This window comes from Nonomuraea spiralis (assembly GCF_014648435.1).
Lineage (GTDB): Bacteria > Actinomycetota > Actinomycetes > Streptosporangiales > Streptosporangiaceae > Nonomuraea > Nonomuraea spiralis.
On record NZ_BMRC01000019.1, the window covers coordinates 144,889 to 157,978 of the forward strand.

The window sequence follows — 13,090 nt, forward strand, 5'->3', positions numbered from 1 at the left end:
GTGTCCATTACCGAACGGACAGTCACAGATGGTAGCCGTGCGTACGCGACGACAGGCGGCGAACGGTTCTATGCGGCGATCAGCGCGGAGGGCCGGAAATGTGCAGATCAGCCCGGTGGTACTCGTTCTGGGTGACTTCCAGGCCGCGGGTCATGAGCGACTCGACGACGTCGGCGCCGCGGTCGACGAGGAAGGGCAGGTCCTTGCGCTCGACGGTGGCGAAGTCTCTGAGCACGAAGGAGGCGGGGTCCATGCGGCCGGGCGGCCGGCCGATGCCGAAGCGCACCCTCAGGTAGTCGCGGGTGCCGAGGACCTTGGTGATGGACTTGAGCCCGTTGTGGCCGTTGTCGCCGCCGCCGAGCTTGGCGCGCAGCGCGCCGTAGGGGACGTCGAGCTCGTCATGCACGACGATCAGCCGCTCGGGGCCGATCTTGTAGAAGTCGGCGAGCGCCTTGACCGGCCCGCCCGACAGGTTCATGTACGTCAGCGGCTTGGCCAGCACGGCCGCCCGCGTCTCCAGCACGTCGGACCTGCTCTTGTGGGCCTTGAAGCGCCCACCGGCCCGCGCGGCCAGCTCGTCGAGCACCATGAAGCCCGCGTTGTGCCTGTTGCCCGCGTATTCGGGCCCCGGATTGCCCAGTCCCACGATCAGCCAGCGGTCCATGTGCTCCCCTTACAGCGGAACGGGGGCGGCCTCGCGCCACCCCCGTTCGCAGGACGTGCTTACTCGGCAGCGGCCTCGGCGGTCTCGCCCTCGCCCTCGGCCTCGGCGACCTCACCCTCGGCGGCCTCGGCGGCCTCCTCGGCGGGCTCCTCGGTCGGCTTGGCGATGACGTGGAGGACCACGGCCTCGGGGTCGGCGGCCAGCGTGGCGCCCGACGGCAGGTTGAGCTGCGCGGCGGTGACGACGGTGCCGACCTCCATGCCCTCGATGTCGACCTCGACACCGGTCGGGATGTGGGTGGCCTCGGCCTCGACGGCCACCGCGACGAGCTGCTGGTCGAGCAGGCCCTCGGAGTTGACGTCGCCGGTCGTGGTGACCGGGATCTCGACGGTGACCTTCTCGCCGCGCTTGACCAGGATCAGGTCGACGTGCTCGACGAAGCCCTTGATCGGGTCGCGCTGCACACCCTTGGGCAGGGCCAGCTCGTCGACACCCTCACCCTCGAGGCGGATCAGCACGTTGGGCGTGCGGAGCGCGAGCAGCACCTCGTGACCGGGCAGGGTCAGGTGCTTGGGGTCGATGCCGTGCCCGTAGAGAACGGCGGGCACCTTGTCGGCGCGGCGGATCTTGCGGGCGGCGCCCTTGCCGAACACCGTGCGCGGCTCGGCGGCAATACGTACTTCGGACACGACATCTCCTAGGGATGCAGAGATCGGATTGTGGCGCGCTCCCCCTCACCCGCCCTAGCGGAAGGCGTTACGAGCGCAACCCGTACAGCTTACTCGCTCAGGTGTCGCCCTCGAACAGGCTCGTGACGGACCCGTCGGTGAAGACCTCGGTGACCGCGCGGGCGATCAGCGGGGCGATCGACAACACGGTCAGTTTGTCGAACCGCTTGGTCTCCGACAGCGGCAGCGTGTTGGTCACGATGACCTCGGAGATGCGGGAGTTCTTCAGCCGGTCGACGGCGGGGTCGGAGAAGACCGCGTGGGTGGCGGCGACGATCACGTTGGTGGCGCCCTGCTCGTAGAGGGCGTCGGCGGCCTTGCAGATCGTGCCGGCGGTGTCGATCATGTCGTCGATCAGCACACAGGTGCGACCGCTGACCTTGCCGACGACCTCGCTGACCTTCACGGAGTTGGCCACGTCGAGGTCGCGGCGCTTGTGGATGAAGGCCAGGGGCGTGCCGAGGGTGTCGGCCCAGCGCTCGGACAGGCGGACGCGCCCGGTGTCGGGCGAGACGACGGTGGTGTTGGCCAGGTCGAGCTTGTTCTTCAGGTAGCTCTCCAGGACCGGCATCGCGAACAGGTGGTCGACGGGACCGTCGAAGAAGCCCTGGATCTGCGAGGTGTGCAGGTCGATCGACATGAGCCGGTCGGCGCCCGCGGTCTTGAACAGGTCGGCCATCAGCCTGGCCGTGATGGGCTCGCGGCCGCGGCCCTTCTTGTCCTGGCGGGCGTAGCCGAAGAACGGCATGACCACGGTGATGCGCTTGGCGGAGGCCCGCTTGAGCGCGTCGACCATGATGAGCTGTTCCATGATCCACTTGTTGATCGGGCCGGTGTGGCTCTGGATCACGAAGGCGTCGCAACCGCGGACGGACTCAAGGTATCGGGCGTAGATCTCGCCGTTGGCGAAGTCGATCAGTTTGGTGGGGGTGAGGGAGACGCCGACGTGCTCGGCAACCTCTTCGGCCAGCTCTGGATAGGCCCGGCCGGAGAAGAGCATGAGGTTCTTCTCGCCCGGCTGTTTGATGCTGGTCACTGTTCGTTCTCCTGCTGTGCTCGCTCGGCCAGCGCCCGTTCGGCGGCGGCGGCCGACTTCGTGCCCGCGCGCTTGCGCAAGACCCATTTCTCGATGTTGCGCTGTCGCGCTCTTGCCACGCCCATCGCCCCTGGGGGTACGTCGCTGACGATGACGGATCCGGCCGCTGTGGTGGCGCCGTCGCCGATCGTCACGGGAGCGATGAGCATGGTGTCGCAGCCGACGAACGCGCCGTCGCCCACGGTGGTGTGGTGCTTGTCGACCCCGTCGTAGTTGACGAAGACGCTGGAGGCCCCGATGTTGACGTCCTCGCCGAGGGTGGCGTCGCCGGCGTAGGTCAGGTGGGGCACCTTGGAACGCTCGCCGACCTTGGTGTTCTTCATCTCGACGAACGTGCCCGCCTTGGACTTCCGGCCGAGGACGGTGCCGGGGCGCAGGTAGGCGTAGGGGCCGACGTTGGCCTCCGGGCCGATCTCGGCGCTGTCGCAGACCGCGTTGCGCACGACGGCGCGCTCGCCGACGCGGGTGTCGGTCAGCGTGGTCGCCGGGCCGACCTCGGCGCCGGTCTCGATCACCGTACGGCCGTGGAGCTGGGTGCCGGGGTGGATGACGGCGTCGGGCGCGATCTCCACGCCCACGTCGACCCACGTGCTCGACGGGTCGACGACGGTGACGCCGGCGCGCATGTGCTCCTCCAGCAGGCGCCGGTTGAGCACCTGGCGGGCGAAGGCGAGCTGGACGCGGTCGTTGACGCCCTCGACCTCGACGTGGTCGGCCACCACGCAGGCGCCGACCCGGTGGCCGTCGCCGCGCAGGATGCCGAGCACGTCGGTGAGGTACTCCTCGCCCTGGGCGTTGTCGGTGGACACGCGCTTGACGGCGTCGGCGAGCAGCAGGCCGTCGAAGGCGTAGATGCCGGAGTTCATCTCCTTGATCGCGCGCTGCTCGTCGTCGGCGTCCTTCTCCTCGACGATCTCCAGCACGGCGCCCGACGGGTCGCGCACGATCCGGCCGTAGCCGGTCGGGTCGGGCACCTGCGCCGTCAGCACGGTGACCGCGTTGCCGTCGGCGGCGTGCTTGTCCAGCAGGTCGGAAAGGGTACGGGCACGCAGCAGCGGCACGTCGCCGTAGGTGACCAGGACCGTGCCGGAGATCGTGCCGACCTCTTCGAGCACGGTACGGACGGCGTGGCCGGTGCCGCGCTGCTCACGCTGGACGACGGCGCGCGCGTCGGGGCTGGTCGCGGCGAGATGGCCGCCGACCTGTTCGAGCGCGTGGCCGATCACCACGATGAGCCGTTCGGGACCGAGGTCGCGGGCGGCGGCGAGCATATGGTCGACCAGCGCGCGGCCGCACAGCTCGTGCAGGACTTTCGGGGTCTGGCTCTTCATCCGGGTGCCCTCGCCGGCGGCGAGGACGATGACGGCTGCCGGGCGCGGCACACTCACGGACTGAGGCTCCCTGTGACTGGACGGATCAGGGTCGTCGGCGCGGCTACCGCCCCGCAACCCTCCCGACACCGTGAGGATACCTGCCCGGCTCCGGGCTCTTTCGCCCGGGGAGTCGCGAAATGTGTGTCAAGGCTCCCGGAAGAGGACTCGAACCCCTACAAAGTGGACCAAAACCACTTGTCCTGCCGATTAGACGATCCGGGACGGACCGGACGCCGCGGCGTCCGGCACAGCCCCTACGATACCGAGCCCGCACGGGCGTATGCGCCCTCAATTCTCTCCCACCTCACCAGCCCCCGCGAATACCGGGGTCATGAGGGGTGGTCGGCGCGCTGCTCACATAACAGACCCCCCGAAAAGCCGCAAGGTACGAAACCCACTCACCTCGGCGAGCCGCCCGTCAGCTATGTGACATCCACAGCTTAGGGCTTCCTTACTTACGATGGCGTAGGTTACGGTGGCGTAGCCCGGACATTCGTCCTCATACATGTCGTTGGAGGTAGCCCATGACCGTTCTCGCCGAGCGCTCATCCCCTGCCCCGAAGCCCGACTTCGAACCCGAACCGAAATCCAAGGCGGAGCTCGTCACGTTCGCACTCGTGGTGGGACTGCCCCTGATCGCGATCGCGGCGGCGGTACCTCTGGCATGGGGCTGGGGACTCGGCTGGACGGACATCGCCATCGCCTTCGTCTTCTACATCGTCTCCGGGCTCGGCGTCACCGTCGGGTTCCACCGCTACTTCACGCACGGCTCGTTCAAGGCCAAGCGGCCGCTGAAGATCGCGATGGGCATCGCGGGCAGCCTGTCACTGGAGATGTCGGTGCTGGACTGGGTGGCCACGCACCGCAAGCACCACAAGTTCTCCGACAAGGAGGGCGACCCGCACTCGCCGTGGCGCTTCGGCCCCGGCTTCAAGTCGATGTCCAAGGGCCTGCTCTACGCCCACATGGGCTGGCTGTTCGAGAGCGAGCGCACCAACCGCGAGAAGTACGCCCCCGACCTGTGCAAGGACGAGGACATCCAGAAGCTGCACAAGTGGTTCCCGACGCTGGCCCTCGTCTCGGTCCTGCTGCCCGGCGTGCTGGGCCTGCTGCTCACCTGGTCCTGGCAGGGCGCGCTGACCGCGCTGTTCTGGGGTTCGCTGATCCGCATCGGCCTGCTGCACCACGTGACCTGGTCGATCAACTCGATCTGCCACGTCTTCGGCGAGGAGTCCTTCCAGGTCCGCGACAAGTCGCGCAACGTCTGGTGGCTGGCCATCCCGTCGTTCGGCGAGTCCTGGCACAACCTGCACCACTCCGACCCCACCTGCGCCCGGCACGGCGCGCTCAAGGGCCAGATCGACCTGAGCGCCGGCCTGATCCGCATCTTCGAGCGGGTGGGCTGGGTGGACGACGTGCGCTGGCCGACGCCGGAGCGCCTGGCGGCGAAGCGCATTGCCTGACGATAATCAGCCGATGAACGGCCATTCGTCCGTGGCCGTCATTATGGAAACCGTGACCGAACCCCGATCTCGCAGGCGCATGTCCGGTAGAGAGCGCAGAGAGCAGCTGATCCGGATCAGCCGCACGCTGTTCGCCGAGAAGGGGTTCGACGGGACCTCTATCGAGGAGATAGCCGCCACCGCGCAGGTCTCCAAACCTGTGGTGTACGAGCATTTCGGCGGCAAGGAAGGCGTCTACGCGGTCGTCGTGGACCGCGAGATGCAGAAGCTGCTCGGCATGATCACCTCCGCCCTCGCCGCCTCCCACTCCCTCATCAAGCTGGAGCGGGCCGCCCTGGCCCTGCTGCAGTACATCGAGGAGAGCAGCGAGGGCTTCCGCATCCTGGTCCGCGACTCGCACGCGGCCTCGGGCACGGGCACGTTCGCGAGCCTGATCAGCGAGATCGCCAGCCAGGTCGAGGACGTGCTGGCCGACGAGTTCGCGGACCGCGGCTACGACCCCAAACTCGCCCCGATGTACGCCCAGATGCTGGTCGGCATGGTCGCGCTGACCGGCCAGTGGTGGCTGGACGTACGCAAGCCTGGCCGCGAGGAGGTCGCCGCGCACCTGGTCAACCTGGCCTGGAACGGCCTGACCGGGCTGAACCCCAGCCCGGTCATCACCGTGGCCAGCCGCGACCAGCAGGCGCTCGCCAAACCGCGGGCCAGTGAGAAGGAGATGCGCGACTTCGAGAAGGCCCGCGAGAAGGAGCTCAAGGAGGCCGAGAAGCTGCGCCAGCGTGAGCTGCGTGACGCCGAGAAGGCCCGGGTACGAGAGTTGAAGGAGCGCGAGCGGCTGCTGAAGGAGGCGGAGAAGGCCCGTGAGCGCGAGGAGAAGATCCGTCAGCGGGAGGTCAGGCTCGCCGAGCGCGCCGCACGCCTGGAGCAGGCCGAGCATCCGGAGTGAGTCGTTGCGGCTACGTTAACGTTCCGTTCAACCAATCGGGGCAATATAGGCCATATGTCCGCGGAACCGCTGCACTCGGGAAACGACCTGCCCCTGCCACAGGAGCGGTTCCTCAACCGCGAGGAAAGCTGGCTCCAGTTCAACGAACGTGTCCTTGAGCTGGCCGAGGACCCCTCGATCCCGCTGCTCGAACGGGTGCGTTTCCTGGCCATCTTCGCCAGCAACCTCGACGAGTTCTTCCGCGTACGGGTCGCCGGGCTGAAGCGGCGCATGGCCACCGGGCTGCTGCTGCGCACCAAGAGCGGGCTGAAGCCGCGCGAGGAGCTGGCCAGGATCGCCACGATCGCCGACTCCCTGGCCAAGCGGCACGCCGCCGCCTTCCACGACCGGCTCTGCCCGCAGCTCGCGACCGAGGGCATCGAGATCGTCCGGTGGGACGACCTGGGCCGCGAGGAGCGTACGGAGCTGCGCAAGCTGTTCAGGGAGCGGATCAGGCCGGTGCTGACGCCGCTGGCCGTCGACCCGGCCCACCCCTTCCCCTACATCTCCGGACTCAGCCTGAACCTGGCCGTGCTGGTACGCAATCCGATCACCGACCACACCGTGTTCGCCCGGGTCAAGGTGCCCTCGCAGCTCCCCCGGTTCGTACCGGCCTCGAAGGACCGGTTCGTGCCGCTGGAGGACGTCATCGCGGCGCACCTGGGCCAGCTCTTCAAGGGCATGGAGATCCTCCAGCACCACGTCTTCCGCGTCACCAGGAACGAGGACCTCGACGTCGACGAGGACGTCACCGAGAACCTCATGCAGGCGCTGGAGAAGGAGCTGCTCAAGCGGCGTTTCGGGCCGCCGGTGCGGCTGGAGGTCGAGGACACGATCACGCCGGACGTGCTGGCCCCGCTCATCGAGGAGCTGGAGCTGGCCCCGCACGAGATCTACCGGCTGCCCGGCCCGCTCGACCTGACCGGCCTGCACGCCATCGCCGACCTCGACCGCGGCGAGCTGAGCTACCGCCCGTTCGTGCCGGCCGAGGTGATCAACTCCGAGGACGACATCTTCGCGACCCTGCGCGAACGCGACGTGCTGCTGCACCACCCGTACGACTCGTTCGCGACGAGCGTGCAGCGCTTCATCGAGGTGGCCGCGGCCGACCCCAGAGTGCTGGCGATCAAGCAGACCCTCTACCGCACCAGCGGCGAGTCCCCCATCGTCGACGCGCTCATCGACGCGGCCGAGGCCGGCAAGCAGGTCGTCGTGGTCGTGGAGATCAAGGCCCGCTTCGACGAGCACGCCAACATCTCCTGGGCCAGGAAGCTGGAGCGCGCCGGCTGCCACGTGGTCTACGGCGTCGTCGGCCTGAAGACCCACTGCAAGCTGGCCCTCGTCGTACGCCAGGAGCCCTCCGGCGAGCTGCGCCGCTACTGCCACATCGGCACCGGCAACTACAACCCCAAGACGGCCCGCCAGTACGAGGACTTCGGCCTGCTCACCGCCGACCCGCTGGTGGGCGAGGACGTCACCGACCTGTTCATCCACCTCACCGGCTACTCCAACCACTCGGCGTACCGCAGGCTGCTGGTCGCTCCCCACTCCATGCGCAGCGGCCTGCTGGCCAGGATCGACCGGGAGATCGCCCACCAGCAGGCGGGCCGCCCGGCCCGGATCAGGATCAAGACGAACTCGCTGGTGGACGAGCCGATCATCGACGCGCTCTACCGGGCGTCCAGGGCGGGGGTGCCGGTGGATCTGTGGGTGCGTGGCATCTGCATCCTCCGCCCCGGAATTCCCGACTTGTCCGAAAATATCCGCGTAAGGTCGGTTTTGGGGCGCTTTCTTGAGCACTCCCGCGTGTACGAGTTCGGCCTCGGCAGACGGCCCGAGGTGTGGATCGGCAGCGCCGACCTGATGCGCAGGAACCTCGACCGTCGCGTCGAGGCCCTGGTCAAGGTGACTTCCCAGCAGCACAGGGCGTACCTGATCGAGCTGATGGACCTGGCCATGGCCGACACCACGAACGCGTGGTGGCTCAACTCCGACGGCACCTGGATCCGCCACCACGGCGAGGACCTGCAGAGCCATCTCGTCAGCACCAGGCGTTGGAGGACCGTTGATGACTGATCTGCTCCGGGCCGCCGGGGCCGTGGTCTGGAGGGGCGAGGAGAGCCGCCCCGAGGTGGCGGTGATCCACCGCCCGCGCTACGACGACTGGACCCTCCCCAAGGGCAAGCTGGAGGCCGGCGAGCACGTGATCGCCGCCGCCCTGCGCGAGGTCGACGAGGAGACCGGCCTGACGGTCGTGCTCGGCCGCGCGCTGCCGCCGATCCACTACCTCAGCGGCGGCCGGCTCAAGCGGGTCGACTACTGGACGGCCCAGGTGGCCCACGACGCCGGGTTCGAGCCCGGTGAGGAGGTCGACGGGCTGCGCTGGCTGCCGCTGGAACAGGCCAGAGACCTGCTGACCTACGAGTGGGACGCCGGTCTGCTGCGCGCCCTGGCCGCCGCGCCGCTCGCGACCGTCCCTCTGGTGCTCGTACGGCACGGTTCGGCCGGGTCCAGGAGCGCGTGGAAGGGCGACGACGCGCTGCGCCCGCTCGACGCCGACGGCGGCTCCCAGGCGGCGGCCCTGGCCACCGCACTGGCCGCCTACCGGCCCGAGGTGCTGGTCAGCTCGCCGAGCCGGCGCTGCGTCCAGACGCTGGAGCCGTACGGGACCGAGATCAGGACCGAGGCCCTGCTCAGCGAGGAGGGCCAGGACCCGCGCAAGACGCCGGACCTCGTCGGCAGGCTCGCCGTGGCCGCCGCCGTGTGCAGTCACGGCAAGGTCCTGCCGCACCTGATCCACACGCTGAGCGACAAGGACGTGCACCTGCGCAAGGGCGCCTTCGCGGTGCTGCACCGCCGGGACGGGCAGGTCGTCAGCGTGGAACGTTACGCGACCTGAAGGCCCTCACCAGGTCGGACGTTTCGCCGGCCCTCACCAGGTCACGGGCAGGGTGGCGAAGCCCTGTGTGACCCTGCCCTCGTTGCGCGGCAGCTCCGCGAGGGGGACGGCCAGGCGCAGGTCCGGGAAACGCTGGAAGAGCCGGCCGAAGACGGCCTCCAGCTCCACCCTGGCCAGGCTCGCGCCGACGCAGAAGCGCGGGCCGTACCCGAAGGCGAGGTGCGGGTCGGTCGACGGTCGTCCGATGACGAAGGCGTCGGGATCCGGATAGACGTGTTCGTCCCGGTTGGCCACGCCCGGGTTGATCACGACGGCCTCGCCGCGGCGGATCGTCCGGCCGTCGATCTCGATGTCCTCGTGGGCGTACCTGGGCAGGCCGTGCAGGCTCGGCACGGCCATGCGCAGGATCTCCTCGACCACGGCGGGCGCGAGCCCGGGGTCTGAGCGCAGCAGCGCGAGCCGGCCCGGGTTGGCCAGCAGCAGGAGCACGCCGTAGTCGATGCGGTTGACCGTGGTCTCGTGCCCGGCGAACAGCAGCCCGGCGGCCAGTTCGGCGATCCTGCCGTCGTCGTCCAGCTCGTTCGCCAGGTCCGACAGGACATCTTCGCCCGGTTCGTGCCGCTTACGGGTGATCAGCCCAGCCATGTACGCGCTCAGCTCCGCCCGCGCCGCCTCCCCCGTCGCCGCGTCCCGGAGGTCGGCCATACGCCCGGAGACGCCGCTGAAGTACTCCCTGTCCTCGTACGGGACGCCGAGCAGTTGACAGATGACCAGCACCGGCAGCGGGAAGGAGAGCTCGGCGTGCAGGTCGGCGGGCGGCGTCAGCTTGGCCAGGCGGTCCAGCCGCTCCTCGACCAGTGACCCGACATGGTCGGCGAGCCTCCTCATCCGCCTGGCCGAGAAGGCGGGCGTGAGCAGCCTGCGCAGGCGCTCGTGCTCGGCCTTCTCCGTGGCGACCTCGCCCTGGGGGCCGCCGAGCAGGGCCGAGTTCGACACCCGCGACGCCTGCTCGGGCTCGGGGTGCGAACGTCCGAGCCGGGGGTCGGTGAACAGCGCGCGGGCCTGTTCGTAGCCGGTGACCAGCCAGACCTCGTCGCCCACGGAGGTGCGCACCCGCGCGATGCCCTCCGCCGCCCGCAGTTCCCGGTAGGCGGCGGGCACGTCGAGAGGGTCGCTGCGCGCGAAGGGTATTGCCGGAAGGTTACTCATAGAACCTTCTTAACCGCCTTCACGGTTTCCGCCCATACTCTGGGGAAATCGGCCTGCGCCCGTTCGGCGATGTTGCGCTCGATGCCGATCAGCAGCCCGTACGTGAAGGTGTCCTCGCCGGCCTGCCGGGCGCCCTCTGCCTCCTTGGCCAGCGTCTCCTGGGCGACCACGCCGTCCCGGTGCGCCCCAAGGATCTCCTGGACGTTCTCGGCCAGCCTGGCGAGCCTGACCATGTCCTTGCCGAGGGTGGGTTCGAGCGCTTCGGCGGTGTACCGAGCGCGTTTGGCCGCCTTGCGGACGTCGTGCATGGCGATCTCGCGGCGTTCGGGGTCCTCGATGCCCTGGGCGGTCTCGTACGCCCTGGTCACGCGGTCCCAGCCGGCGGAGGCGACGGCGGTGAGCTGCTCCTGCGCCGGCTTGGCCGCCGCCTTGCCCAGCTCGGGGGTGGCGACCAGCGCGTCGAGGGCGTCCAGCAGGGTGTAGTAGCGGTCGCCGCTGAGCGCGTCCTTGATGCGTTCGTACGCCTGTTGCTCGCGTTCGTACAGGTCCGTGCCGAGCCGGGTCTGGATGGGACCGGTGACCAGTTCAGGGGCCAGACCGGCCAGCTCCTTGTCGAACCTGGCCCTGATCACCTCAAGGTCGCGGGCCTCGCCGAGCACCGTACCGAGCCAGCGCAGCTCGTCCTGCACCCCCTCGGTGCCGCCCACCACCGACTTGAACGCCTTGAGCGCGCTGCGCAGCCTGCGCGAGGCCACCCGCATCTGGTGGACGGCGTCCTCCTCGGCCCTGCGTACCCGGGGATCCTGGGTGAGGAGGGCGTCGACCTGGCTCGACAGGTAGGCGAGGACCGTCTCACCGGCCGTGCCCGGCTCGGTGTCGGCCTTGGCGGGCGGGGTGGGCTCGAGGAGCCGGGCGAGCTTGCTGGCGCTCCCGGCGGGGGTCGCGCCCGCCTTCCGCAGCCGTTTGCCGACCTTGGCCAGCAGGTCCCGGCGGTTCTCCGCCAGGAGCTCGGCCTCGACCTCGCGCCACCGCAGGACCCTGCCGTCCCGGTGGACGGTGCCCTTGACCCGGTCGTCGGCGACCTCGACCAGGTGGGTGCCACCCTCGTGCAGCAGCGTCACACTACGGCGGGTGTCGAGCTCGGCGACGACCTGGAGCTCCGCGCCCCGGGAGTACGCCCGGACGAGTTCGGCCAGCTCCGGCGGCACGATCTTGGTGCTCCGCGTCAGCGGACACGTGATCTCCTGGCGTACGCCCTTGGCCTTGGGCAGCTTCAGGTGCCAGCCCGCGTCGTCGCCACCGCGTCTGCGTCTGAGCGTGACGCCGCGCGCCGCCAGCCGCAGATCGGGCGTGTCGTAGTAGAGCGCCACGAGCTGGTGGCTGCGCGGGCCCGCGACCTGCGCAAGGCCACTCAGATCCGGAATCGCGTAGTCGGTAGGAACGTCGAACTTGTCCTCGATCTCGATGCCCACTGCACCTCACAAGTGTGCGATTTCGGACCATGATGCCACCCGCAGATGAACATCACACGACTTGTAGAAGCTCGATCCTGTTGCCCACCGGGTCCGTGACGTAGATCCGGCGGTAGCCGGGAAAGAGGTCGTCGGGCACGGCTCCGGGGATCTTCGCGGCGTACGCGTCGAGGTCCTCGACCAGGAACGCCGGGTGGGCCTTGCGCGCGGGCCTGAAGTCGTCCTCGATGCCGAGGTGAACCTCTACCCCGTCGCCGCGGAACCAGGCGCCGCCGCGTTTGGCCAGCTCAGGCGGCTTGGGAACCTCGCGCAGCCCGAGCACGCCCTCGTAGAAGGCGCGCAACTGCGGCTCGCTGCCCTTGGGCGCGGCGAGCTGGACGTGATGCAGAGCTCTGATCGTCATTTCTGGGCCACCACGAAGACGCGTCGGAAGGGGAAGGGGGTGCCGTAGCTCCTGGCCGGGTACGCCTCGGCGAGCAGTCCGGCCAGGTCGGCCTTGAACCGCCGCTGCTCCTCCGGGCCGAGCCGGTCGAAGATCGGGCGCAGGGCCGTGCCGGAGACCCAGTCGAGCACCGGGTTCTCGCCTTGGAGCACGTGCACGTACGTCGTCTCCCAGGCGTCCACCTGGCAGCCGCCGTCGTTGAGGAAGTCGAGATACTGGACCGGATCGTCCACCGGGTTGCTTCTGTTGAGATCGCTGAGCCGGTCGGACCAGGCCCGGGAGGCGCACAGCTCGCGGATCGCGACGTGGCTCGGGGCGTCGAAGTTGCCGGGCACCTGGAACGCCAGCCAGCCGCCGGGGGCCAGCTCCTCCAGCCAGTGTTCGAGCACAGCCCGGTGGGAGGGCACCCATTGCAGGACGGCGTTGGAGACGATCACGTCCATGGGCCGGTCGGGGTGCCAGGTGTCGACGTCGGCCACGGCGAAGTGCACCGGCGTCTTGAGCTGCCGGGCCTTGGTGATCATCGCCGGCGAGGCGTCGAAGCCCTCGACGGTGGCTTCGGGCCAGCGTTCGGCCAGCATGACGGTGAGTTCGCCACTGCCGCAGCCGGCGTCCACGACATAATCGGGAGCCACGGCACCGACTCTGGATATCAGCTCGATGAACGGCCGCGACCGCTCGTCGGCGTAGACGGCGTAGGTCACCGGGTCCCAGATATCTCTTGACATAGAGATAATTGATATCGAGAGAGATATCTCG

The 13,090-nt window shown here is 69.1% G+C and carries 12 protein-coding genes and 1 tRNA gene; 4 read left to right on the plus strand and 9 right to left on the minus strand.

Features of this window, described 5'->3' with window-relative positions:
• Nucleotides 1-79: 79 nt before the first annotated feature.
• From pth to IEZ27_RS36610, 5 genes are all read right to left on the minus strand, one after another.
• Entirely contained in the window at nucleotides 80-664 is a 585-nt protein-coding gene (gene pth, locus IEZ27_RS36590; protein WP_125636623.1) for an aminoacyl-tRNA hydrolase, read from the minus strand.
• Between the two features lie 59 nt (nucleotides 665-723).
• On the minus strand, nucleotides 724-1,353 hold the full coding sequence (locus IEZ27_RS36595; protein ID WP_189651436.1) for a 50S ribosomal protein L25/general stress protein Ctc: 630 nt from the start codon (nucleotides 1,351-1,353) through the stop codon (nucleotides 724-726).
• A 97-nt stretch (nucleotides 1,354-1,450) separates the two neighbouring features.
• Nucleotides 1,451-2,428: a ribose-phosphate diphosphokinase gene (locus IEZ27_RS36600; RefSeq protein WP_125636621.1), complete on the minus strand. Its 978-nt coding sequence runs from the start codon at nucleotides 2,426-2,428 to the stop codon at nucleotides 1,451-1,453.
• On the minus strand, nucleotides 2,425-3,876 hold the full coding sequence (glmU, locus tag IEZ27_RS36605; RefSeq protein WP_189651437.1) for a bifunctional UDP-N-acetylglucosamine diphosphorylase/glucosamine-1-phosphate N-acetyltransferase GlmU: 1,452 nt from the start codon (nucleotides 3,874-3,876) through the stop codon (nucleotides 2,425-2,427). The genes IEZ27_RS36600 and glmU overlap by 4 nt, the downstream gene beginning before the upstream one ends.
• A 135-nt stretch (nucleotides 3,877-4,011) precedes the next feature.
• Nucleotides 4,012-4,083 (minus strand) — tRNA-Gln (locus tag IEZ27_RS36610).
• 302 nt (nucleotides 4,084-4,385) lie between these two features.
• On the opposite strand from IEZ27_RS36610, the gene IEZ27_RS36615 reads away from it, so the two are divergent.
• From IEZ27_RS36615 to IEZ27_RS36630, 4 genes are all read left to right on the plus strand, one after another.
• The gene (locus IEZ27_RS36615; protein WP_189651438.1) at nucleotides 4,386-5,324 is read left to right on the plus strand and encodes an acyl-CoA desaturase; all 939 of its coding nucleotides are present in this window, start codon (nucleotides 4,386-4,388) and stop codon (nucleotides 5,322-5,324) included.
• Nucleotides 5,325-5,403: 79 nt separating this feature from the next.
• Nucleotides 5,404-6,270, plus strand: a complete 867-nt coding sequence (locus IEZ27_RS36620; RefSeq protein WP_189651439.1) for a TetR/AcrR family transcriptional regulator — start codon at nucleotides 5,404-5,406, stop codon at nucleotides 6,268-6,270.
• A gap of 54 nt (nucleotides 6,271-6,324) precedes the next feature.
• Complete coding sequence (locus IEZ27_RS36625) at nucleotides 6,325-8,385, plus strand: RNA degradosome polyphosphate kinase (protein WP_189651440.1); 2,061 nt, start codon at nucleotides 6,325-6,327, stop codon at nucleotides 8,383-8,385.
• Nucleotides 8,378-9,208, plus strand: coding sequence for an NUDIX hydrolase (locus tag IEZ27_RS36630; RefSeq protein ID WP_229824675.1), 831 nt, complete (start codon nucleotides 8,378-8,380; stop codon nucleotides 9,206-9,208). Before IEZ27_RS36625 ends, IEZ27_RS36630 begins: the two co-directional genes overlap by 8 nt.
• A 33-nt stretch (nucleotides 9,209-9,241) precedes the next feature.
• Here the strand turns inward: IEZ27_RS36630 and IEZ27_RS36635 are convergent, their stop codons facing one another.
• From IEZ27_RS36635 to IEZ27_RS36650, 4 genes are read right to left on the minus strand one after another with little or no spacing between them, the layout of a single operon-like run.
• Nucleotides 9,242-10,417: a cytochrome P450 gene (locus IEZ27_RS36635; RefSeq protein WP_189651441.1), complete on the minus strand. Its 1,176-nt coding sequence runs from the start codon at nucleotides 10,415-10,417 to the stop codon at nucleotides 9,242-9,244.
• Nucleotides 10,414-11,889, minus strand: a complete 1,476-nt coding sequence (locus IEZ27_RS36640; protein ID WP_189651442.1) for a CYTH and CHAD domain-containing protein — start codon at nucleotides 11,887-11,889, stop codon at nucleotides 10,414-10,416. The genes IEZ27_RS36635 and IEZ27_RS36640 overlap by 4 nt, the downstream gene beginning before the upstream one ends.
• A 52-nt stretch (nucleotides 11,890-11,941) precedes the next feature.
• The gene (locus tag IEZ27_RS36645) at nucleotides 11,942-12,292 is read right to left on the minus strand and encodes a VOC family protein (RefSeq protein ID WP_125636615.1); all 351 of its coding nucleotides are present in this window, start codon (nucleotides 12,290-12,292) and stop codon (nucleotides 11,942-11,944) included.
• Nucleotides 12,289-13,059, minus strand: coding sequence for a trans-aconitate 2-methyltransferase (locus IEZ27_RS36650; RefSeq protein WP_229824676.1), 771 nt, complete (start codon nucleotides 13,057-13,059; stop codon nucleotides 12,289-12,291). The genes IEZ27_RS36645 and IEZ27_RS36650 overlap by 4 nt, the downstream gene beginning before the upstream one ends.
• Nucleotides 13,060-13,090 lie beyond the last annotated feature (31 nt).